18 protein-coding genes are annotated in these 21,859 nt (G+C 72.5%); 9 read left to right on the top strand and 9 right to left on the bottom strand.

The window, feature by feature from the left end:
* Window positions 1-10: 10 nt before the first annotated feature.
* From OV207_RS04535 to OV207_RS04525, 3 genes are all read right to left on the bottom strand, one after another.
* Complete coding sequence (locus tag OV207_RS04535) at window positions 11-1,570, bottom strand: mucoidy inhibitor MuiA family protein (RefSeq protein ID WP_267552932.1); 1,560 nt, start codon at window positions 1,568-1,570, stop codon at window positions 11-13.
* On the bottom strand, window positions 1,570-3,813 hold the full coding sequence (locus tag OV207_RS04530) for a DUF4139 domain-containing protein (protein ID WP_267552930.1): 2,244 nt from the start codon (window positions 3,811-3,813) through the stop codon (window positions 1,570-1,572). The genes OV207_RS04535 and OV207_RS04530 overlap by 1 nt, the downstream gene beginning before the upstream one ends.
* 99 nt (window positions 3,814-3,912) lie before the next feature.
* Window positions 3,913-4,827 (bottom strand): hypothetical protein, encoded by a 915-nt coding sequence (locus tag OV207_RS04525; protein WP_227027693.1) that lies wholly within the window; start codon window positions 4,825-4,827, stop codon window positions 3,913-3,915.
* Between the two features lie 127 nt (window positions 4,828-4,954).
* Here OV207_RS04525 and OV207_RS04520 point away from each other — a divergent pair, with 127 nt between their 5' ends.
* Complete coding sequence (locus tag OV207_RS04520) at window positions 4,955-5,947, top strand: alpha/beta fold hydrolase (RefSeq protein WP_267552927.1); 993 nt, start codon at window positions 4,955-4,957, stop codon at window positions 5,945-5,947.
* Window positions 5,948-6,029: 82 nt separating this feature from the next.
* Here the strand turns inward: OV207_RS04520 and OV207_RS04515 are convergent, their stop codons facing one another.
* The 5 genes from OV207_RS04515 to dgcN all read right to left on the bottom strand — a co-directional run bounded on the left by OV207_RS04515 (window position 6,030) and on the right by dgcN (window position 10,675).
* Window positions 6,030-6,581, bottom strand: a complete 552-nt coding sequence (locus OV207_RS04515) for a M15 family metallopeptidase (protein ID WP_193428774.1) — start codon at window positions 6,579-6,581, stop codon at window positions 6,030-6,032.
* Window positions 6,582-6,699: 118 nt separating this feature from the next.
* On the bottom strand, window positions 6,700-7,101 hold the full coding sequence (locus OV207_RS04510) for an MGMT family protein (RefSeq protein ID WP_267552926.1): 402 nt from the start codon (window positions 7,099-7,101) through the stop codon (window positions 6,700-6,702).
* 103 nt (window positions 7,102-7,204) lie between these two features.
* Window positions 7,205-8,836 (bottom strand): DUF2339 domain-containing protein, encoded by a 1,632-nt coding sequence (locus tag OV207_RS04505; RefSeq protein ID WP_267552925.1) that lies wholly within the window; start codon window positions 8,834-8,836, stop codon window positions 7,205-7,207.
* A 45-nt stretch (window positions 8,837-8,881) separates the two neighbouring features.
* A complete protein-coding gene (locus OV207_RS04500; RefSeq protein ID WP_193428777.1) occupies window positions 8,882-9,610 on the bottom strand; it encodes a YebC/PmpR family DNA-binding transcriptional regulator in 729 nt (242 codons plus the stop codon).
* A 51-nt stretch (window positions 9,611-9,661) separates the two neighbouring features.
* Entirely contained in the window at window positions 9,662-10,675 is a 1,014-nt protein-coding gene (dgcN, locus tag OV207_RS04495) for an N-acetyltransferase DgcN (protein WP_267552923.1), read from the bottom strand.
* A 126-nt stretch (window positions 10,676-10,801) separates the two neighbouring features.
* On the opposite strand from dgcN, the gene OV207_RS04490 reads away from it, so the two are divergent.
* From OV207_RS04490 to OV207_RS04465, 6 genes are all read left to right on the top strand, one after another.
* Window positions 10,802-11,437, top strand: a complete 636-nt coding sequence (locus OV207_RS04490) for a hypothetical protein (protein ID WP_267552922.1) — start codon at window positions 10,802-10,804, stop codon at window positions 11,435-11,437.
* An 88-nt stretch (window positions 11,438-11,525) separates the two neighbouring features.
* Window positions 11,526-12,149: a hypothetical protein gene (locus tag OV207_RS04485; protein WP_267552920.1), complete on the top strand. Its 624-nt coding sequence runs from the start codon at window positions 11,526-11,528 to the stop codon at window positions 12,147-12,149.
* Between the two features lie 107 nt (window positions 12,150-12,256).
* On the top strand, window positions 12,257-12,868 hold the full coding sequence (locus OV207_RS04480) for an RNA polymerase sigma factor (protein WP_267552918.1): 612 nt from the start codon (window positions 12,257-12,259) through the stop codon (window positions 12,866-12,868).
* Entirely contained in the window at window positions 12,865-15,867 is a 3,003-nt protein-coding gene (locus OV207_RS04475; RefSeq protein ID WP_267552916.1) for a CHAT domain-containing protein, read from the top strand. Before OV207_RS04480 ends, OV207_RS04475 begins: the two co-directional genes overlap by 4 nt.
* 78 nt (window positions 15,868-15,945) lie before the next feature.
* A complete protein-coding gene (locus OV207_RS04470) occupies window positions 15,946-16,428 on the top strand; it encodes a hypothetical protein (protein ID WP_193428783.1) in 483 nt (160 codons plus the stop codon).
* A 373-nt stretch (window positions 16,429-16,801) separates the two neighbouring features.
* Window positions 16,802-17,704, top strand: coding sequence for a hypothetical protein (locus OV207_RS04465; protein ID WP_267552914.1), 903 nt, complete (start codon window positions 16,802-16,804; stop codon window positions 17,702-17,704).
* A gap of 12 nt (window positions 17,705-17,716) precedes the next feature.
* Here the strand turns inward: OV207_RS04465 and OV207_RS04460 are convergent, their stop codons facing one another.
* The gene (locus OV207_RS04460; protein ID WP_193428785.1) at window positions 17,717-18,247 is read right to left on the bottom strand and encodes an FHA domain-containing protein; all 531 of its coding nucleotides are present in this window, start codon (window positions 18,245-18,247) and stop codon (window positions 17,717-17,719) included.
* 184 nt (window positions 18,248-18,431) lie between these two features.
* Between OV207_RS04460 and greA the strand changes: the two genes are divergently transcribed.
* Both greA and recG read left to right on the top strand, forming a co-directional pair.
* Window positions 18,432-18,944 (top strand): transcription elongation factor GreA, encoded by a 513-nt coding sequence (gene greA, locus OV207_RS04455; RefSeq protein WP_267552912.1) that lies wholly within the window; start codon window positions 18,432-18,434, stop codon window positions 18,942-18,944.
* Window positions 18,945-19,053: 109 nt separating this feature from the next.
* A complete protein-coding gene (gene recG / locus OV207_RS04450; RefSeq protein ID WP_267552909.1) occupies window positions 19,054-21,855 on the top strand; it encodes an ATP-dependent DNA helicase RecG in 2,802 nt (933 codons plus the stop codon).
* The last annotated feature ends 4 nt before the right edge of the window (window positions 21,856-21,859 follow it).

The following is a 21,859-nucleotide window of genomic DNA, read 5'->3' as shown; positions in this document are numbered from 1 at the left end:
CGCGAAGGGACTACAGGCCCGACACCTTCGCGGCGCTGGTCAACGTGAAGCCGAACGCCACCGTCTGCCGGGAGCGCGGTGGCAGGTTCAACTGGAAGCGCACGATGCCTTCCTCGCTCACCTGCGTGGGCGCGGGCTTGGTGGCGTCCTTGAGCAGCGCCACCTCCACCGCCTCCACCTCCGACACCGGCATGCGCTCCTCCACCGCCAGGTCCGCCGGCTTCGCCCCCATGTTGGAGACGAACAGCTTCACCCGCTGCGTGCGCGTGCGCCGCCCGGTGATGCGCGCGACCTCTTCGCCCACGTCCACCTGCCGCGACACGCGCAGCGAGTCCTCGCTGCCGAAGCCCAGCTTCACGCGCTCGCCCCGGCCCGCGAACTTCAGCTGCGCGCGGCCCACGTAGCCCTGGTCGCGCATCAGATCCACGGGCCCCGCGAGCAGCACCGCCGGCCCGGTGTTGTCGAAGCGCGCCACCCGGTGCACCAGCGGGGACTGCTCCGGGCAGGCCACCAGCTCCGAGCCCGCCGGGGACGCGAACGTGAACAGCGCCACGCGGTGGGCCTCGCCGTCCGACGGCACCGTGGCCTTGTGGGGGGAGGCCAGCGTCACCGGCTCGCCGCCGTCGTCCATGCCGGGCAACGCATCCGCGGCCTTCGTCGTCCTGGCCTCGCCCGTCGTCTGGAGCGCCTCCTCGCGGATGGACACGTCCACGACGTGCTTCTCGCGCGCCGTCTTGTCGCGCAGCGACAGCCAGTCGTCCTGGAGCCGGGGCGGCGTGGCGCCCAGCGTGGGCCTCGCCGTGGAGAAGGCCAGCATCACGTCCTTCCACGCCTCGCCCGTGTTCTGCCAGACGACGGCTTTACACTCCACCGTCACCGTCGCCGCCTCTGGCGTGGTGCGCAGCGCCGCCCGGTAGGCCGGGCGCCACGCGGCGCAGGGCACCAGGTACGTCAGCGTCAGCGTCGCCGGGCCTCCCGCCGCGTGGCTCACGTCCAGCTCCGCGCGCACGTCCAGCGTCGGCTCGGGCCGCTCCGTGCGGGACAGGATGTCGCGGGTCTCCTGCTGGTGCTGGCGCTGGAGGCGGGCCTCGTGGCGCCGGGCCTGCCGGAGCGCGTCGTCCGTCGCCGTGTGCTCCTGGCGGAGGGTGTCGAGCTGTTCCTTCCACCGGGCGGGGTCCGCTTCGCCCGCGCCCGTGCGCTCGGCGATGGCGCGCAGCACGTCCGCGCGCGCGGCCTGCATCAGGCCGCGCTTCACCTCCAGGCGGCGCACCTGGGCGTGGGCCTGCTCCATCGCCTGTTCGTGTTCGAAGGCCCGGCGCGCCAGCTCCGTGTGCTGCTCGCGCAGCGCCTCCGGGAGCACGGCGCGCATGGAGCGGCGCAGGCTGGCCTGCGTCACCATGCCGCCGGACAGCTTCGCCTGGAGCGAGCGGTCCACCGCCACCGCCGGCAGTCCGTCCACCCAAAGCCGGGTGGCGCCCTGGGGCAGCGTCACTTCGCCGCTGCGTTCGATGAGGGCCCGGTCCTCCAGAACCGTCACCTTGACGAGGGGCAACAAGATGGAAGTGCGCATCACGTCCTCCGGTTTCCGCCCGCCAGCATCTTGCTGGCGGGCAGCTTGACGACCCACGTCGCCTTCAACGAACGCTTCGCCCCCGCGGGAATGCTCACGCGCCAGACGCGCTCACCCTCCACCGGCAGCTCGCCCGGGATGGGCGTGGGCTTGTGCCAGGGCGGCGTGACCTCCGTCTCCTCGACCTTGATGTCCTTCTGGGATTCGGGCACCGCGCCCACGCGCTCGGACACGGTGACGTTCACCGGCCGCGAGAGGTGGTTGGCCAGCTCCACCGACACATGGTGCGTGAGCACCGTGCTGTTGCCGAACATGCCGCCCGTCGCTTCGTCGAAGCGGGTGTTGCGCGCCACCTGGAGCGCTTCCTCCACGCCCAGGCCCAGCCGCTGCGTCTCGCCGGGGCCCATCGTGGGCAGCGGCGAGGTCATCAGGAATTCATCCTCCAGCGTCACGTCCACCGGGCCCGCGAGCAGGGGGTGGGGCGTCGGGTTGTCCAGCCGCACCGTGCGGAAGACGCGCGGCTCCACGGAGGGCACGGCCACGTACTCGGCGCTGAGCTCCACCGGCAGCGTCAGCATGGGCACCGTGTGCCATGCCCCGTCGGACGGGACGTCCGCGCTCGCCTCCGCGTCGAAGCGAGCGTCGAAGTGCCGGGCGGAGTCGCGCGGAGGCACCGCCCAGGTGGGCGGCGCAAGCAGGTTCACGGCCGCGGCGGTGGTCATGGCGACGGCCACGAGGTTCACCACGTCCACCTGCACGCGCACCGCGGACAGGGCCAGCATCGCCTGCGTGACGTGCGCCGGACGGGGCCGCAGCCGGCCGCGGTGATCCGAAGCGCCCGGTGGCGCCAGCGTCAGGGATTCGTAGTCGAGCAGCCCTTCCGCGGGCTCCAGCGCGGGCGGGGGGAGGTCGCCGTCCTCTTCTTCATCCGCGCCCAGGAGGTCCCTGACCGGAGCGTCATCGAAGTCCGCTACGGCCATGCGCTTCTTGGCACGCTCCACTCCTCCGCCGCCCTTGGGCGCGGATGCCATCCTTGGCGGTCCGCGCGGGATGGCGACCTCTCCGGTGGCACTCCCGCCCCTCGGGGCGGACGCAGCACGGCCGCCCACCATGGGGGCCCCCGGGCGCGGTGGTGGCGGGGGGGGCTTGGACATGGCGGGAGCCGCCGGGCGGGGCGCAGCGCCGGGAGCGCCTCCAAAGGAAGACTCCTTCTCGTAGGAGTCCTCGTCGTCCGCGAGCGCGCCCTCCTCCTCGGAGGTCTCGTACATCGGCATCTCCTGGGGCACGGGCTCGGGCATCAGGAGGGCGGGGGAGGGCGGGGCGCGCAGGGCGTCGTAGCCCGCGAACAGCTCATCCAGACCCGGGGCGGGCTCACGCCAGCCGGAGCGCGCGGGGGGCGGCTGGACGCGCCCGATGCGCAGCGACTTCAGCTCCGGTACCTCCGCGTGTCGCATCAGGTCCGCTGTGGAGACGGAGAGCCGCACCCCCGTCCAGTCCTCGCCCGTGCGCTGGAGCACGGCGGCCCGCATGCGCAGCGTGCCTTCCTCCAGCGTCCGGGGCAGGCGCAGGTCATAGGTGGGGACCCAGCGCGCGCCCACCACCGCGTACTCCAGCACGAGGCGCGCATCCGTGTCCGAAGGCAGGGGCCCGGAGAGCGTCAGCTGCGCCGCGCGGAACAGCCGGGCCCGGTCGCCGCTGAGCGCGGAGGACAGCTCCTGGATGCGGCGGCGGCGCAGCTCCACCTCCGCCGTGGCGTCGCGCAGCTGCCGCTCCAGGACCAACCGCTGGGCATGCAGCGCCGTCAGCTCCGTGTCCACGAACCCCGCCAGGGACAGCATCGAGGCCAGCGGCGCCTCCCTGGGGGGCTGGCCCTTGCGCGGGGGCGGGAAGACGGGCGTCAGCCGCTGGAGCGTGTCCAGCTCCCCGCGCACTCGCTCCAGCCGGGCGTGCACGTCGGACAGCAGCGCCTCCGAGGCTTCGAGCGCGTGCTGCTCCACGGGCAGGTCCGACTCCGAGGGCAGTCGCGCCTCGAAGGTGGGCCGCAGGTCGCGGACGAGCAGGCCGGCGGGGCCCTCCACGACCCGGGCGCGCAGGGAGTGGGCGCGCAGGGCCAGCGGCAGGCCTTCGATGCGGACCTTGTCGGGCAGGTGTCCCTGCTCCGGGGACAGCACGAAGGCCCGCGTGCACAGCGCGCCCTCGGCATGAACCGTGACGGATTCCAGGATGGACGGTACGACGCGCATGGGCCCCCTCTTCCATGGAGAGGGCCGCACGCTAACCGACGTCCACGAGGATGGCGACGGTGGGCACGCGGCCCACGCACCGTCACGCAACCTCCAGGGTCAGAACGCCCGGTTCACGGCGTAGCCGCAGATGCGGTGCTCGGCCTTGTAGGTCGCGGGGCCCGGGACGCCGTCGATGGGGCCCGTGTAGCCGAAGCTCCGGCCCACCGTCTGCACGCGGCTCCAGTAGATGGCGCCGGGGATGCCGTCCTCCTGCGCGGAGGTGCGGGGGCCGCCCCGGTTGTTCAGCTCGCGCGCGGTGATGCGCACGCGGAGCTTCTCCGTGTTCGGCCCCGTCACCCCGTCGATGGGGCCCGTGTAGCCGAAGTCGCGCTGTCCCACCGTCTGGATGCGCTGGTAATAGATTGTGCCCGGGATGCCGTCGAACTCCGTGGACGTCTGGGGAAGGCCTCCGCCCGGCGAACCGCCGCCCCCGGCGATGCGTCCGCCCGCGTAGTCCATGGACCAGCCCAGGTAGCGCGCGCCCGTCTTCGACGAGTAGCCGGAGACGCTGTTGACGCCAATCGCATCCCCCCAGGACTGCGACAGGTTGTACGTCGCCATGAAGACCGTTCCACCGCCGCCGTTCAGGTCCGCGCCCACGTGGCCCGCCGACCCGATGTCCCACCAGTGGAAGGCGCCAATCAGCGCCGTCGCCGGGTTCGTCGAGACGATCCTCGACGCCCGGTAGGCCTCGATGGCCGTGGGCCGCACCGCGGAGTCGGGGAGCTGCCCGAAGCGGACCATCAGCGAACCGCACCACTGGTTCCACGTGCCCCCGTCGCGCTTGGGATTGGCGGCGGCATAGGCCCGCGCGCGGTCGTAGATGGGCGAGTTCGCCTCGCTTTCCACCGATTCAATCCCAGACACCTCCGGGGTTGATGCCTCCATCCCGGCCCCACCACAAGCGGCCAGCATCAGGCTCGCGGACACCAGCAGGGCAGGGGACCACGTCATCCAGTTCGTGCGCATCATCTGTCTCCAGGAGGGGGGATTCAGCAGGGGCCGAAATTTGCAAATAAATCTAATTATACGTGGTTTTCTGAATTGAAACTGGATTTGCGGCTGGAGGCCGGGGCGAACCGTGCGAAGGTCGCTGTCCATGCGAACGTCCTGGCTCGTGTTCTCGTTGTCGTTGCTCTGCGCATGCTCCACCACGCCGTCGGTGCCTCCTGGCGGCGACGGGACGGATCCCCTCCATCAGGTGCGGCGGGTCCAGGTGGCGGAGGGCGTGGAGCTGGAGGTGCTCGACTACGGCGGGAAGGGACCGGCGCTCGTGTTCCTTCCGGGCCTGGGCAGCACCGCCCACGTCTACGACGTGCTGGCGCCGGAGTTCACCGCCACGCATCACGTCTACGCGTTCACGCGTCGCGGGTTCGGGGCGTCGAGCTGGCCCACCACCGGTTATGACAGCGCCACGCTGGGGCACGATGTGCTGGTCGCGCTGGACGGGCTGGGGCTCGCGAAGGCGACGCTCGCGGGCCACTCGCTCGCGGGGGATGAGCTGAACTGGCTGGGCATCCACCACCCGGAGCGCGTGGAGGCGCTCATCTTCCTGGACGCCACGGACAACCGGGGGGAGATCGCCGACTTCCTGAAGGGCCACCCCCTGCCGCCGCTGCCGTTCTCCGTGCTCGACGGCCAGCCGTCACGCGAGGCCGTGGCCGCCATCCTGGAGAAGGACCTGGGCGGCCGCTTCCCTCCGCATGAGCTGGAGCAGGCGTATGAGTTCGATGCCACGACGGGCGCGTACCTGCGCTACCACCGGCTGCCCGAAGCGACGGAGCTGTCGGTGCGCGGCGCGGCCGAGCCGGACTTCGCGAAGCTGAAGGGGCCCGTGCTGGCCATCTCCGACGAGCAGGCCTTCGCGGGCTGGGTGGAGTTCCTGTCCCAAAGCGAGAGCGTCCCCGCCGACCTTCGCGAGCGTGCACGGGCCTTCCTGCCCGAGGTGCGCGAGCACGAGGCCGCGCAGGACGCGCTGCTGCGGGGCATGCCGAACTGGAAGCTCGTGAGGCTCGACGGCGCCGGCCACTACCTGTGGCTCACGCGGCACGCGGAGGTCGTGGCCGCGATGCGTGCCTTCCTCGCGCGCTGACGCCATGGTCCGGCGGCGGCTCCGCACTCGAAGCCGCCGCCTGGCTCCGCCCCTGCGTCCCTCAGTTCAACGGCCCCAGCCGTCAGCTCGCATCGGTGCGCACCACGGCCGGCGCGGGCTCCTGCTCCACGTCCAGCGGGCGGCCCAGGCAGTCCTCACCGTCCCGGGGCTTGGGCGTGCTGCGCGGCCGGTACTCCCAGTGCCACGGCTCCGAGGCCACCGTGCGACGGAAGCCGAAGCGACACGCGTTTCCCGCCAGCCAGAGATAGGTGGGCGACTCCAGCCCGCTGCCCACGACCAGGTCCACCGCCAGCCCACGGTTGTGATTGGAGCGGCCCGGCCGCGCGGCCTTGGGCCCGAGCCCCTTGCGATAGAGGCGCCACAGGTAGTGCTGCTGGCGGTACGAACGCCACGCGCTCGTCACCAGCAGCGTCCGCCCGGACTCCCGGGCCTCCGCTGTCATCCGCTCGAAGGCCGCGGCCGCGTCGCGGTGCATCCGGTGGCCGCCGTGGATGCGCACCATGCGCGATGCCTTGGCCTTGGCCTTGCGGACCTTTACGTCCTTCGCGAACCCGGCGGGCGCCAGGAGACAGACGAGGAGCACGAGGCCCCAACGAAGCAGGGGAACCGACATTCGGAGGTCCAAGCAGTGGGCGAGGACGCCAAGGTGCCGTGTTTATTCCGTGCTGAAAAGCAGGCGGGCCGCCGAGCGCTCCACGGCCGCGCCCGAGCGCCAGGACGCTGCGTGGACCCTAGAAGAGCGTGAGCTGCGGGGACGGTGCGGGACCCTCCCGGGGGGGCAGCACGTTGAAGCCGCGCTCCCGGGCCCACGCCTCGCTGGGGCCTGCCCAGTGGTGCGCGTCCATGCGCGCGTGGCCCTTGTCGTCGAAGGTGACGCCTTCGGCCTCCAGCAGCTCGCGCTGACGGCCGCCGGAGGTGCTGATACCGCCCGTGCGGTTGATGATCCGCTGCCAGGGCACGCTCGCCGCGCGCGAACCCAGCGCGGCCATGGCGTGGCCCACGGTGCGGGCATCGCAGCCCTGGCCGACGATGGCGGCGATGTCCCCATAGGTCGCCACCTGACCGGAGGGCACCTGCTCACAGACGACGTAGATGCGCTCGAAGGGATCCTGCGAATCCGTGGGGGACGCCATGGGGGGACCTCCGGGTGGGTTGTGCGGAGACCATCCTACCCCAGGCGTTGGCGTGGGCAACGCCTGTCCAGCCGGGCGCATGACACCTTGGGACTTCGCGCGGTCAGCCGCGCCGGTCGCGCAGCCGCGTGTACGTGTACGAGACGACCAGCAGCATCACGCCCAGCAGGATGAAGGTGAGCACCCGCTGATCCGGCGGCAGCCGCGCCACGTCCACCAACACCAGTCGCCCGAGCGCGAGCCCCATCACCGCCAGCGCGGCCAGCCGGTACCACCGCTCGCGCACCGCGAAGCCCAGGCCGAAGAGGAGGAAGGCCGCGATGACCCAACCCAGGGTGATGAGTCCGGAGGGCATCCGCGCGCCAATGAGCGCCACCAGGGACAGGCCCGCGCCCACCGCGCACACCGCAGTGAACAGCGTCCGCGTCTCCGGTTCGGGGAGTCCGGCGACGCGCACCGTCCCGCCGCGCTCCACCAGGACGAATGCCGCCACCAGCCCGGCGAGCAGCGTCAGCCGCCCCGGCGTCTCCCACTCGCACGCCGCCAGCGCCACGAAGAGGATGAGCACGCCCACGCCGCGCAGCACCGGGGACTCCACCCCGCGCGCGGCCAGCCCCGCCACGAGCCCCGTCACCGTCCAGGCCGCCACCAGCGCGACGTCGTCGTAGCGGGCGGGCATGGCCAGCGCGAGCGTCACCGCCGCCAGCGCCAGGTACGCGTGCATCAGCCCCACGGGCGCGCGCTGGAGCCGGGCCACCGCCGCCCCTACGCCATGGGCCACGGCGACGATGAGCAGGAAGCTGAAGAGGTGCGGCTCCTGATCCTGGGAGACCTCGTACGCGCCCAGCGACGTGAGCCCCACCCAGTTGAGCAGCGTGAACGCGAGGCTCGCGCGGAGGGACAGCTCGCGCGGACGGGCGAGCAGCGCCACGCAGAACAGCAGGAAGTAGAGCGCGAGGAAGCCCAGGCTCAAGAAGAGCCGGTCGTCCTCGGGGGCGCCGGGGGCCATGTGGCCGGTGCGCACCGCCCAGACGACGTGCGTGCTGTAGACGGCCACGAGGCTGGACAGCGGCACGATGACCCAGCGGTTGCGCACGAGGAAGAACAGCGCGCCCGCCGCGAGCAGCGTGGTGGACAGCAACGTGAACGCGGTGATGTCACTGAGCATCCCGGTGTGCAGCCCCAGGAACAGCGCGATGCCCGCCACCGTCTCCGACTGCATCCGGTGCGCGATGGTGACGATGGCCACCACGAACGCCGCGAGCAGCACCAGCGCCAGCACCTGGCTGTCGATGACCCGCACCGACGGGATGAAGTGCAGCGCGTAGGTGACGAAGTACGCGAGCGCCAGCCCACCGCCGAAGACGATGCGGCCGAAGAGCTCGTTGCGCCGCGACAGCCACAGCCCGAACGCGCCCAGCCCCGCGCTCAGCAGGTAGCCCGCGCCCACGCGCGCCAGCATCCCCAGCTCCCCGAAGCGGTAGGTGATGAGGTACGCGATGCCGATGATGAGCGCCACGATGCCCAGCCGGCTCAGCCAGTAGGTGCCGACGTGGGCCTCCAGGTCCCGCCGCTCGGGCTCGGAGGCGGGGGGCGCGGCGGCGGGCGGCGGCGACACGGGGCGCGCTGCTCCGGGCGCCTCCAGCTTCGCGAGCCGCGTCTCCAACGCGGCCACCGTGGCCTCCAGCCGCCTCACCGTCTCCCGCAGGTCCTGGCCTTCACCTTCGCCCGACATGGACTCCCCTCGTGCACCCGCGCGCGGGGGCCGGACGCCGGGACCTCAGGCCAGGTTGTGGAAGACGTGCTGCACGTCGTCGTCCTGCTCCAGCATGTCCACCAGCTTGAGGACCTCCTGGGCCTGCTCCTCGGGGAGCTCCTTGAGGGTGCCGGGCAGGGGGATGTACTCGGACTCCGCGGACACGGGCGAGATGCCCTTGGCCTCGATGGCGGCCTGGAGCTTGCCGAAGTCGGAGAACTTGCAGCGCAGCAGCAGCTGCTTCTCGCCCTTCTCGCCGGTGCTCTCGCCCATCTCCTCCAGCCCGTGGTCGATGAGCTCCAGCTCCAGCTCCTCAGGGTTCACCCCTTCGGCGTCCAGGCGGATGGTGCCCATGCGCTCGAACATGCGGGACACGCCGCCGGAGGTGGCCATGCTCCCGCCCAGCTTGGTGAACGGGAAGCGGACGTTGGCCACGGTGCGCACGATGTTGTCCGTCGCCGTCTCCACCAGCACGCCCACGCCGTGGGGCGCGTAGCCCTCATAGAGGACGATCTGGTAGTCGGCCTGGTCCTGGCCGCTGGCGCGCTTGATGGCGCTCTCCACGTTGTTCTTCGGCATGTTCGCCGCGCGGGCGTTCTGGATGGCCCGGCGCAGCGCGGAGTTGGAGGTCGGGTCCGGTCCGCCGGCCTTCACCGCGATCACGATGTCCTTCGTGATGCGCGTGAAGATCTTCGCCATCTTGTTCCAGCGGGCGAACATCGTCGCCTTGCGTGTCTCGAAAATGCGTCCCATGGTGCCTCCAATTATATCGCGGCCCGGCCGGGAGGGACGGGTTTCGCACGGTCACGCGCGCGGGAAGCGGCCTGCCAGCGCGTCGGCCAGGGGGCCTGCCCCGGTGCGCAGGGGGTCCACGCACGGCAGCCCGTGCGCGCGGCCGGTGGCCTCCAGCAGCGCGAGGGCGGCGTCCTCGCCCAGGTGCTCGGTGTTGATGGCGATGCCGGTGCACTGGATGGCGGGGTTCGTCAGCCGGCCCTCCAGCACCGTGCGGTCGATGACGTCTTGAATCGACGGCAGCGCGTGCTTCACGCCGCGCATCGTGGCGCGCGTGGGTTCGTGACAGACGATGAAGGCGTCCGGCTGCGCGCCGTGCAGCAGGCCCAGCGTGACGCCCGCGAAGGAGGGGTGGAACAGCGACCCCTGGCCCTCCACCACGTCCCAGTGGTCCGCGTCGTTCTCCGGGGTGAGCCACTCCGCCGCGCCCGCGACGAAGTCGGACACCACGGCGTCCAGCGCCACGCCGCGCCCGGAGATGAGGATGCCCGTCTGGCCCGTGGCCCGGAAGTCGGCCTTCCACCCGCGCTGGCGCAGCTCCTTCTCCAGCGCCAGCGCCGTGTACTTCTTGCCCACTGCGCAGTCGGTGCCCACGGTCAGCACGCGCAGGCCCCGGCGCTTCGTGCCCTTGCCGGTGGCGAAGTCCTGATCCGGGAAGCGCACGTCGTGCAGCCTGCGCCCGTGTCGCGCCGCCGCCGCGGCCACGGCGGGGAAGGAGGCCAGCCGCTTATGCAGGCCGGTGGCCAGGTCCAGCCCGGCCTCCAGCGCCTGCACGAGCGTGGCGATCCACGCGTCCGCCAGCACGCCGCCCGGGTTCACCACGCCGACCACCAGCGTGCGCGCGCCCCGGGCCCTGGCCTGCTCCAGGTCCAGGTCCGGCAGGCCACAGTCGGCGGCGCAGCCGGGCAGGCGAAGCTGACCCACGCACCACTCCGGCCGCCAGTCCACGATGCCGTGGGCCGTCTTGGCCGCGAGCTGATCCTTCACGTCTCCCAGGAAGAGCAGGTAGGGCTTGTCGATGTCCACGCGCCAGCGCCTTAGCACGGCGCGAAAAGGCCGTGGAATTGGCGCGGGGAATAAGCACGACACCGGACGTAACAGGTCCGTGCCCGACGCATCCGGGCGCTTCCCTGTACCCGCCGGAGTCGTCCCATGCGCTTCACCGCTTCGTCCGCCGCGCTCCTGTTCGCCGCCTCGCTCGCCACCGCCTGTGGGGGGCCGCTGGAGCAGGAGGACCTCGCCAGCACGAGCGACGAGCTGGTCATTGGCCCCATCGGGCCGGGGCCCATCATCCCGAGCCCGGTCCTGCAATGCATTGGCAGCGACACGGTGCTGGCGCAGCCGGACGGCACCACGGCGTACGCCTACTGGAGCTGCTCGGCCCCCACCCAGTTCCACGGGACGTCCAATGACGCGACGTACACCCAGCCGGGGTGCAAGGACCGCTTCGTGACGGAGGTCGCGAGCCTGGGCGGCAACGTCGCCTTCCCCTTCGTGGAGGCCATCCCTTCGTCGACCATCACCACGCAGGCTGCCTGCAACGCGCTGTTCGTCACGGCCGCCGCCTGGGGCAAGTTCAACGGCGTCTGGTCAGGGCTGGGCACCGCCAGCGGTTCGGGCGTGTGGACCCCGCCGTACGGCAGCCGTCCGGGCTCCTGCAACGCGCGGATCTACTTCCCCGCGGAGGACGGCTACGACGCGATCCGCGTGGGCGGCCTCGCGACGTCGTATTCCACCACCCGGATCCGCGTCCGCACGGGCGTCAGCGTCCTTGGAAAGATCTGCTAGCTCCCGGGGAATATGCGCGGGCCCCGGCGTAACTCCAGGGAGAACCCTCCCGGGTTCCCCTTCGCCCCACCTTCCGGAAGCCCATCCCATGCGCACCACCCCCACCTTCGCCCTCCTGTTCGCCGCCTCGCTCGCCACCGCCTGCGGAGGCCCTCTGGAGGACGAGCCCCAGCCCAGCGAAGACGCGTCCCTCGCAAGCCAGGAGCAGGGCGTGGACGAGTCCTGCGTGGGCACGGGCGTGGTGCTGGCGCAGCCGGACGGCACGTCGGTCACGGCCACCTATCCGCGCTGCTCGACCGCAGACTTCGTCGGAGCGTCCACCAATGGCTCCTACGATCAGACGTCGTGCCCCCGCCGCTTCGTGACGGAGATCACGAACCTGAATGGCACGTACGCCCGGCCCTTCGTGGAGGCCATCCCCTCCACGTCCAACATCACGGAGAGCGGCTGCAAGGGCATGCTGGTCGCGGGCGCCGCGTTCGGCTACGCCAACGGGGTCTGGTACGGCCTGGGCAACGTCAGCGCCGCGGGCATCTGGCACCCGGCGACCACGGGCCCCTTCTCCTTCCCGGCCTTCTGCCAGCTGCGCTTCAACATCGGCAGTGGCGGGTCGGGCTATAGCAAGATCCGGGTGACGGGCATCGGGGCCGCGCTCGGTGTCTTCCCCACCCGGGTGCGCACGGGCGTGAACATCGGAAACGGCCCCTGCTAGCCCCCCGGTCGGCCTTGCGGGTGGGGCTACCTGCCCGGTGGGAACCGCACGGGAGGGTATCGTCGGACTTCGCGGCCGGGGCCGGGCCTGCTAGGAACGGCCCCGTGGTGTTCCGCCCGCGATCGCCCCGCGCCGTCCCCCGGCCCGGGGAGTCCTCCGCATCCGAAAAGGAGGGGACCCCGGCTGCCCGCTCGGACGCCGCGGAGTTCCAGGCGCTCGTCGCCCGGTGCGCGCCCGCGTTGGAAGAGCGGGCCCGCATCCTGTGCCGGGGGCGCAACCCGTCTGACGCGAAGGACCTGTTGCAGGAGACCTACGAGCGGGCCTTCCGCGCGTTTCATACGTATGACCGGTCCGCGCCCCCCATGGCGTGGCTGGCGTCCATCCTCGTTCGACGCTTCCTCGACTGGTGCCGGCACGACCGGCGCCACCCCCACGAGGAGTTCACCGACGCGATGGGGGACACCCTGGCGGAGGCCGAAGCGCCGTCGGAAATCTGGGCGCACTACACGCTCGAAGACGTGTGGAGCGCGGTGGAACAGCTTCCCCCGGAGCTGCGCGAGGTGGTCCGCATGAAGGACATGGAGCGACAGAGCTACGCGGAGATCGCCCGGCGGCTCGGCATCCCGTCCATGACGGTGGGCACCCGCCTGTTCCGCGCGCGCAAGAAGCTCAAGGAGCTGCTCCTCGCCCGACAGGGAAGCGCCGGGGTCCCGTCGTGACGCCGCTGTGCGAACAGCTCGCCGCCTTCGTGGACGGAGAGCTGACCCCCGAGGAAGCACAGGCCTTCAGCGTCCACCTGGCGGAGTGCGCGGAGTGTCAGGCGGGGCTGGAGGATCAGGTCCAGGCGGGCCTCGCGCTCCAGGCCGCGGCGGAGGCCCGGGCTTCTGGGCCCGCCGCATCGGACTCGGACGCGCCCCGGCGCGTGGCGGCGCCCCCGATGCGCTCGGAGCGCCCCCGCCCGCCCCGGGCCCCGGCCTGGGATCGCCGGCGCGTGGTGGGCTTCGCCGCGGCGGCCGCGGCCGTGGTGCTCGCCGTGCTGGCGGTGGTGCGGCCGTGGCGCGCGGCTGACGCGCCCCGGGAGCTGCCGTTCGCGCTCGCGTCGGCGCGCCCCCTGGAGGGGCGGCTGAGCCACCCGGGCCTGGAGGACTACCGCCCCCTGGCCACGATGCGCAGCGGCACGGCCGGGCGGCCGGAGCTGAACCTGACGACGATGGCGGCGCTGGAGCAGCGCGGGGATCTGCACGGGCTCGCGACCGCCTACCTGGCCTCCGGCGACTTCGAGCGCGCGGCGGACCTCCTGGAGAAGCTGCCGCCGTCGCCCGCCGTCCTGGGGGACCTGTCGCTGGCGGCGCTGGGGCTGGGGCAGCCGGAGCGCGCGCTGGGGCTGGTGGAGGCGGCGCTGGAGGAGGCGCCAGACGACGCGCGGCTGCACTGGAACCGGGGGCTCTCGCTCCAGGCGCTCTCGTTGGAGCTGGCCGCCGCGGCGGAGTTCCAGCGGGCCGCGCAGGCGAAGGAGCCGGGCTGGAGCACGGAGGCGCGTGAGCGCGCGGACGGCCTGCGCAAGGGGGCGCTGGCGCGGCGGGACTCGTGGCAGGCGATGAACGCGGCCGGCATGGCCCTGGCGCTGGAGGGCACGCCCTATCCGGCCACGATGGCGCGCCGCAACCCGGACCTGGCGCGGCTGTACCTCTACCATGCGCTGCGCGCGGCGCCGTCCGTGGAGCGCGTGCTGGCGCTGCTGCCGCTGGCGGGGGTGCTGGATGACGCCACCCGGACGAAGACGGCCACCGCCTACGTGGCCCGCGTGGCGGAGGCGGACTTCGCCCGGCGCGGCCCGCTGGCCCAGACGTACCGCGCGGTGCTGGAGGGCACGGAGACGCTGGAGGGGGCCCGGGCGGACGCGTACCTCGCGAAGCTGCGGCGCTCCGGCGAGCGCGACCTGTTGCTGGGCGCGGTGCTGCTGCTGCACCAGGAGGACCAGCACGTGGAGGAGCTGGCGGCGCTGGTGCGCCAGTCCGGGGAGCCCGCCTGGTACGAGGCGCCGCTCGCGCGGGGCCGGGCCCAGGCCGCGCTGGCCCGGGGCGACACGGAGACGGCGCAGCGCTCCCTCCAGGAGGGCCTGGCGTCGTGCCGCGGCGCGGGCTTCCAGTACCGCTGCGTGGACCTCCAGCAGCACCTGGCCGCGCTCTACAACCGGCTGGACCGGCGCAAGGAGGCCGAGGCGCTGGCCCGCTCCGCGCTGGAGGAGGCGTTCCGCACCGACAGCTGGTTCCAGGAGGAGGTGCTGCTGTCGGACCTGGTGACGAGCGCGCGGCTGCGCCACGCCCCGGCGCTGGCGCGCGCGTACCTGGACGAGTACGTCCAGCGCGCGCCGGAGGACTGCGCGCGGCGTTCGGAGTACCACCACGCGAGGGCGCTGCTCGCCGTGGAGGACCTGGATGCGAGGGCCGCCCGGCGCGAGGTGCAGGACGCGCTCGGCTGTCCCACCGCGCCCACGCTCCTGGAGATCGCCGTCGCGGGAGACCTGCTGCGCCTGGAGGGCGGCACGGTGCCGGGCCGCGAGCTGGACCGGGTGCGCGAGCGCATCCGCCTGCTGCGCGAGGACCCGTCCCTGTCGGCCGGTGACCGGCTGCTGCTGGACCACCTGGAGGGGCGCATCCTCATCGAGCGCGACCGCGAGGCGGGCCAGCGGCTCCTGCGCGGCGTCATCACCGGCTCCGCCCTGAAGCGCTCCTCCGACATCGAGGCGCGCAAGGCCTGGTCCCACAGCCACCACGTCCTGGTGATGGACGCGGGGCACGCGAAGGAATGGGACGCGGCGGTGGCGCTGCTCGCGGAGGAGCTGGACCGCACCGCGCCCCCGTCGTGCCTGCTGGCCCTGGCCGGCCAGGACGAACGGCTGCTCTTCGTCGCCCGGGGACCGGACGGCAAGGCGGAGGGCGTGTACCTCAACGCCCTGAAGCGGCCCCTGCGCGAAGGGGTGCCGGAGGTGCCCGAGCGCCTGCGCCAGGTCGTTTCGGCGTGCGAGTCGGTGCGCGTGCTGGCGGAGCCCATCCTCCAGGGGCGCCCCGGGCTGCTGCCGCCGGAGCGGGCCTGGAGCTACCTGGCCCCGGGCGGGCACCGCGTCGCCGCGCCGGCCGTGGCGCCCGCAGCCAAGCGGCTCCTGGTGTCGGACGTGGAGCCGCCCGCGGCGCTCGGCCTGCCGCGCCTGATGCCGTGGAAGGGCGAGCCGGGGCCGGGAGACGTGCACCTGCGGGGCCGCGCCGCGACGCCCGAGGCGGTGCTCGCGGAGATGGCGGACGCCACGGAGGTGGAGCTGCACACGCACGGCCTCTCCGGCACCGGCCTGTCGGATGCGGCCTTCCTGGCGCTGTCCCCGGATGGGGCCGGCCGCTACGCGCTGACGGCGGAGGACCTGGAGGGCCACACGCTCAAGGGCGCCCCGGTGGTGCTGCTGGCCGCGTGCGACGCGAATGTCGGCGCGTGGCGCTACCACGCGGTGTGGAGCCTGCCGTCCGCGCTCATCCAGGCGGGCGCGCGCGCGGTGGTGGCGCCGTCCACGCAGGTGCCGGACGTGGAGGCGGGGGCCTTCTTCCAGTCGCTGCTGGAGGCCCTGCGGCGCGGCGTTCCTCCCGCGCAGGCGCTCCGCGACACGCGGGTCCGGTGGCTGGAGCAGGGCAGCGCGAAGTGGGTCCAGGACCTGGTCGCGTTCGAATAGGCTCCTGGCTCGCGAATATCGCCGTCTCCGCGCGTAAGGGATCCGGGAGGATTCATGCACCAGCGTTGGAAGTCCGCAGTGGGAGCGATGGCAGTGGGCGTGGTCGCGTTGACGGCGGCGAGCGCCGGGGCCGAGGACACGCGGGCTCCGAGCAAGGCGGTGAAGGTGGCGCCCCGCCCGGTGCCCATCACCCGTCCGGCGGCCACGGGCTCCAGCACCCTGGACGTGGCGGTGGACGAGGGCGCGAGCGGCACGAAGCTGTACCGCTTCGACCGGAGCACCGGGAAGCTCACCCTGGTGAAGCAGCTCAGCCAGAAGGAGGCGCCCAGCGTCGTCTCCCGCTTCAAGGACCTTGAGATCGCGGAGAGCCAGGCCCCGGCGTCGAAGCGGGACCTGGTGATCGCCGTCGCCCCTGAGGGCAAGCCGCCCAAGGGCGGGCCTCCGGGCGGCTCGGATCCGGACCCCTACAGGAAGTCGGACTACGCGTCGCTCTCCAAGGAGCTGGCGCGCCTGAAGGTGAGCAAGGCGAAGGTGAAGGTCGGCACGCCGCAGATGCGTTAGGCGCGGTCGGCCTCCGTCGGGAAGTCAGGGGGCCACGGCTCCGGGGTGGTGGCAGGTGTCCTCGCCCCGGAAGGCCGTGGCCTTCGTGTTTGTGGATGCTCCAGGGCCCCCCCGTTCAGCCTCCGACGCGCGGAGTGTCCTGCCGGGGCCCGCCCCCCCATTCCCCGCACCCGTCCCGCCTTGCCCCACGTACAACGTGCTCACACTTTTCATGCGTGAGGGGGCTCGGCTCGCCCTGTTTGTCTTTGACGTCCTCCTCCGACTGAACGACCTGCGGGTGTCCTCTGGCGGACCCGCGGAGCATGGGAGGGTGCACATGGGCAATACCGAGCGCGGGTGCGGTGGGGCGGTGGGGCGGTCGTCTTGGAGGCTGGTGCTGGCCCTTACGGGTGTGGCGATGGGGGTGGGCTGTGGACCCAGCGCGCAGGAGCCCGCGCCACCCGACCCGGGGGGCGCCGTGGAGCAGGCGGCGCTGAGCTACAACAGCCTGTCCTTCAATGGCCTGTCCTTCAACGGGCTGTCCTTCAATGGGCTGTCCTTCAATGGGCTGTCCTTCAATGGCTTGTCATCCGCCGCCTTCGAGACCTGGTTCGACGAGGATCCGGCGCTGGCGGACGAGGTCATGCACTACGTCGTCCGCTGCGCGGTCCCGGCAGGGCAGACGCGCACGTTCACCCTGCCTCGGACGAACGCGGTGCACACCTGGTCCGGGCTGCTGGGGCTGGCGCCGGGCTGGGCCGGGGGCAGCGCGGCGACGGTGGCCGAGCAGCAGCTCGTCTCCGCCTGCCTCGCGGCGCACGCCAACCCCCTGGGCGCGAGCGTGCCCATCTCCGTGCAGGGCCGTGACGCGGCGGGGCAGACGATTCCCTCCACCCCCGCGGAGCTGGCGGAGTTCTCACGGCCGGAGTCGTGCTTCTTCGGCAACCTCTTCCTGGGGCAGGGCCTCTACGCGGGCAGCCAGAATCCGCCCCTGGACGCGACCCAGAGCACGACGCGGATGTGCGCGGTGGTGGACGGCTCCGGGATGCCGCGTCGCAAGTGCGCGCCGCTCATGTACGTGGGCAGCTGTTCGGAGGTGTGCACGCTGGACGGCGCGTCCGGCCTGTCCTTCCTGAGCTGCGCGGTGAACGGCGTCACCTACCAGCCCCTCACCACGCGCATCCGGGACGCGGACCTGGCGGTCTGCGGCGACGGCACCTGTCAGGTGACGGAGGCGTGCGGCACGTCCACCTCGTATGCCGCGTGCGCGGCGGACTGCGGCGCGTGCCCCCCCTGACGGGGCCCGCCTTCAGCCGGAGTGCGAGCCCAGCCCGGAGGCCGCGCCCAGGCGCAGCCTCTCGTGGAGGGCGTCGGTCAGCAGGTACCAGAACTGCACGTTGCCGAAGCTGAGGATGTCGCCGCCCCGGAGCGACACCTCCCGCTGCCCGATGGTGCTGGCATTGACGAAGGTGCCGTTGGTGGAGCCCAGGTCGCGCACGGTGCAGCGCGCCTCCGCGCGGCTCCAGCGCAGCTCCGCGTGCTGCTTGGAGACGGAGGCGTCGTCCAGCACCAGCTCGCAGTCCATCCTCCGGCCGATGCGCAGCGCGTCCGAGTCCTTGAGGGTGGGCAGGGTGGCGACGAGCAGGTCGTCGAATTCGAAGAGCAGGCTGAGCATGCCCTGCTCGATGTCGCCCGGGTCCGCCATGCGGGTGGGGGCCAGCACGGCGGCGGACAGCTCCGCGGGCGGGCGCTGCACCAGGGCGAAGGGGCCCAGCTGGTGCTGGAAGGTGCCCACGGGCAGGGCGGAGGCGAGCGCGCGCATTTCCTGGACGGACAACACGGCGGGCAGCCTAACGGGTCGGCCGTCGGGCGCACAGCCGTTACCGGACGATGGGGGTACGGCTTTCGTTGACCCGCTTGTCACTCGTTCCCTACATTGGTCGTTTCCGGTCGGCGTCCGGGTTCCAGGAGGGAGCTCCGGCCGCTGATTCCTTGGCAGTCAGGTGATGGAAGGAGCGGTGTCGATGAGCGGCGACAGCATCCCGATGACCCCCCACGGTTTGCGGAAGCTCAAGGACGAGCTGAAGCACCTCCAGTCCGTGGAGCGCGGGAAGATTTCGCGTGAGATCGAGGTCGCGCGGGCGCACGGCGACCTGCGGGAGAACGCCGAGTACCACGCGGCGAAGGAGAAGCAGTCGCACATCGAGGGGCGCATCCTGACCCTCGGCGACTGGATTGCCCGCTCGGAGGTCATCGACCCGGCGAAGCTGGGCGGCGACAAGGTCATCTTCGGCGCCACCGTGGAGCTGACGGACCCGGAGACGGACAAGTCCATCTCCTACCGGCTGGTGGGTGAGACGGAGGCGGACCTGAAGAAGCGGTGGATCGCCGTCACCTCGCCGGTGGCGCGCGCGCTCATCGGCAAGAAGGTGGGCGACATCGCCACGGTGAACAGCCCGGGCGGCGTCCGGGAGCTGGAGGTCGTGAAGATCTTCTTCGAGGATCCGCAGGACGACGCCCCGCCCTCAGAGGGGTGATGCCCGGTCGTCCGGGTGTCTTCCGGGGGAGTGGGCACGGGCTCGCTCCCCCGGTTTCGTTTTCCAAGCGGCGTCAGGCCCGCTTCGTAGGATGGAGGCTGGAAACCGCGTGAACCACCCGCTCGCCAGCCTCGTTGGGCCCCTGAAATACGCCTGCCAGCGCGACTTCGCGCAGCTGGGCATCGTCAAGGATCTGCGCACCCTGATGGAGCGCACCCTGGCGGCGGCCAGCGGCGTGGACGCGCGCGCGCTCCATGAGCTGCGGGCGGCCCTGCCGCACGTGGATCCCCCCGCGCCCCCGGAGCACCGCAAGGCGGCACTGCGTCAGGTGCTGGGCGCGCTGAAGCTCAGCGGCGTGGCCCTGCCGGAGGAGCTGGAGCGGGTGGTCGTCACCGGGGAGATCAACGCCGTGGCGGCCTCCTTCCCCCGGGCGCCGGAGCGCGCGCACGTCCTCGAAGGGGAGCTGGCCGCCGCGCTGCCCCGGAGGCGGGTGACGCCGCCCCAGGGCATGGCGGCGGCGGGCCGGAACGCGGTGCCGCCCTGGCGCTCCCAGGAGCCCGTCACCCCGACGGCTGGTGTGATGCGCTCCGCTCCGGGTGTGGCCAACGCGGGCAAGGTCCCTGGCCCCAGCGGTGCGCCCGCGCGCGGGCCCGTGGCCCGGACGGGCGTCGGGGCAGACCCGCGCAAGGCGCCGCCCCCGGCGGAGGGCGCCGCTCCCGCGGAGAAGGCCAGGAAGGCGAAGAAGAAGGCCAAGGCGGTGGGCGCGGAGGCGTCGCGCTCCGAGGCGAAGCTTTTGTCCATCGCGCCGCGCTCCGGTCCGCTGTCCGCGCCGCTCAAGACGCTGGGCAAGCGGCTGGGGCCGCGCCTGGTCGCCGTGCTGGACAAGAAGGGCCTGCGCCGCACGGGCGACATCCTGTTCCTGTTGCCACGCTGCTACGAGGACCGCCGCCGGCTGCGGACCATCGCGGAGCTGATCCCCGGCGAGCGCGGCGTGACGGTGGGCACGGTGAAGACCGCGGACTTCGTCCCGGGACGCGGCGGCAAGCGCATGTTCCGCGCCGTCGTGGGGGACCGCTCGGGCAGCATCGCCGCGACGTACTTCCACGCGGGGCCGTGGCTCAAGAGCCGCTTCTCCGTGGGCAAGCAGCTGGTGCTGTCCGGTGAGGTCCGCGCCTCCATGAACGGCCGGGAGATGGCCCACCCGGAGCTGGAGCCCGCGGAGGACCTGGAGTCCACGACGTCCGTGCACTTCCACCGCATCGTCCCCATCTACCCGGGCTTCGAGCGCGGCGAGCAGCGCTCGTTCCGCGAGCTGGCCGCGCGCATCAGCGAACAGCACGCGCACCACCTGGAGGAGCCGCTGCCCGCGGACCTGCGCCGCCGCTACCACCTGATGGGGCTGCCGGACGCGCTGCGCTTCATCCACTTCCCGCCGGAGGACGCGGACCTGGAGGCGCTGGATGCGCACCAGAGCCCCGCGCACCGTCGGCTCGCGTTCGACGAGCTGTTCTTCCTCCAGCTCGGCATGGCGCTCAAGCGTCAGGACGTGAAGGCGGAGGAGGGCATCGCCTTCGACGTCGCCCCGGCGCGCCTGGACAAGGCCCGCGCCGCGCTGCCCTTCGAACTCACCGGCGCGCAGGCGCGCGTGGTGGGGGACCTGGCGCGGGACATGGCGCGGCCGGAGCCCATGAGCCGGCTGGTGCAGGGCGACGTCGGCAGCGGCAAGACGGCGGTGGCGCTGGTGGCCGCGATGGTGGCCTTGCAGGACGGCTACCAGGTGGCGGTGATGGCCCCCACGGAGATCCTGGCCGAGCAGCACGAGCGCACCTTCCGCCGCATCCTGGAGCCCCTGGGCTTCCGCGTGGGGTTGGTGAGCGCGGCGGGCACCGCGAAGCACAAGCGCGCGGTGCGCGAGGGCGTGGCGAAGGGCGAGCTGCACCTCGCGGTGGGCACGCACGCGCTGCTGGAGGGGGGCGTGTCCTTCCAGAAGCTGGGGCTCGTGGTCATCGACGAGCAGCACCGCTTCGGCGTGCTCCAGCGCCAGACGCTGATGGGCAAGGGCGTCATGCCGGACGTGCTGGTGATGACGGCCACGCCCATCCCGCGCACGCTCGCGATGACGCTGTACGGCGACCTGGACGTGTCCATCATCGACCAGCTCCCCCCGGGCCGCACGCCCATCACCACGCGCGTCTTCAACAACCAATACCGCGCGCGCGTCTACGAAGCCGTGGGCGCGGAGCTGGCCAAGGGGCACCAAGCCTACGTCGTGTATCCGCTGGTGGAGGAGTCGGAGAAGCTGGACCTGGAGGACGCCACGCAGGGCGCGGGGAAGTTGCAGGCGGTGTTCCCCACGGCGCGCGTGGGCCTGCTGCACGGGCGCATGAAGGCGGAGGAGAAGGACGCCGTCATGGAGGCCTTCCGCGAGAAGCAGGTCCAACTGCTCGTGTGCACCACCGTGGTGGAGGTGGGCGTGGACGTGCCCAACGCGTCCGTCATGGTGGTGGAGTCCGCGGAGCGCTTCGGCCTGTCGCAGCTGCACCAGCTGCGCGGCCGGGTGGGCCGGGGCGCCGCCGCCAGCTTCTGCTTCCTGGTGGCGGGGGCCGCGCGCTCCTGGGAGTCCACCGAGCGGCTGGGCGTGATGGAGCGCAGCAGCGACGGCTTCGTCATCGCGGAGAAGGACCTGGAGATCCGCGGCCCCGGCGAGTTCCTGGGCACGCGGCAGAGCGGCCTGCCGGAGCTGGCCGTGGCCAACCTGGTGCGCGACGGCGACCTGCTGTCGCTCGCCCAGGTGGAGGCCCGGCGCATCATGGACCGCGACCCGAAGCTCCAGGAGCCGGAGCACCAGGGGCTGGTGAAGGCGCTCGAGGAGCGCTGGGAGGGCCGGCTGGCGCTCGCCCGCGTGGGGTAGGAAC

The organism is Corallococcus sp. BB11-1, assembly GCF_026626625.1.
Classification (GTDB): Bacteria; Myxococcota; Myxococcia; order Myxococcales; family Myxococcaceae; genus Corallococcus; species Corallococcus soli.
Note: the sequence above shows the minus strand (reverse complement) of the source record. Positions and strands in the feature narration are given on the sequence as shown.

What these genes read in the sequence shown, in the direction of transcription:
- OV207_RS04535 (WP_267552932.1), bottom strand. Translation starts at nt 1,570, where the DNA reads ATGCGCACTTCCATCTTGTTGCCCCTCGTCAAGGTGACGGTTCTGGAG.
- OV207_RS04530 (WP_267552930.1), bottom strand. Translation starts at nt 3,813, where the DNA reads ATGCGCGTCGTACCGTCCATCCTGGAATCCGTCACGGTTCATGCCGAG.
- OV207_RS04525 (WP_227027693.1), bottom strand. Translation starts at nt 4,827, where the DNA reads ATGATGCGCACGAACTGGATGACGTGGTCCCCTGCCCTGCTGGTGTCC.
- OV207_RS04520 (WP_267552927.1), top strand. Translation starts at nt 4,955, where the DNA reads ATGCGAACGTCCTGGCTCGTGTTCTCGTTGTCGTTGCTCTGCGCATGC.
- OV207_RS04515 (WP_193428774.1), bottom strand. Translation starts at nt 6,581, where the DNA reads ATGTCGGTTCCCCTGCTTCGTTGGGGCCTCGTGCTCCTCGTCTGTCTC.
- OV207_RS04510 (WP_267552926.1), bottom strand. Translation starts at nt 7,101, where the DNA reads ATGGCGTCCCCCACGGATTCGCAGGATCCCTTCGAGCGCATCTACGTC.
- OV207_RS04505 (WP_267552925.1), bottom strand. Translation starts at nt 8,836, where the DNA reads ATGTCGGGCGAAGGTGAAGGCCAGGACCTGCGGGAGACGGTGAGGCGG.
- OV207_RS04500 (WP_193428777.1), bottom strand. Translation starts at nt 9,610, where the DNA reads ATGGGACGCATTTTCGAGACACGCAAGGCGACGATGTTCGCCCGCTGG.
- OV207_RS04490 (WP_267552922.1), top strand. Translation starts at nt 10,802, where the DNA reads ATGCGCTTCACCGCTTCGTCCGCCGCGCTCCTGTTCGCCGCCTCGCTC.
- OV207_RS04485 (WP_267552920.1), top strand. Translation starts at nt 11,526, where the DNA reads ATGCGCACCACCCCCACCTTCGCCCTCCTGTTCGCCGCCTCGCTCGCC.
- greA (WP_267552912.1), top strand. Translation starts at nt 18,432, where the DNA reads ATGAGCGGCGACAGCATCCCGATGACCCCCCACGGTTTGCGGAAGCTC.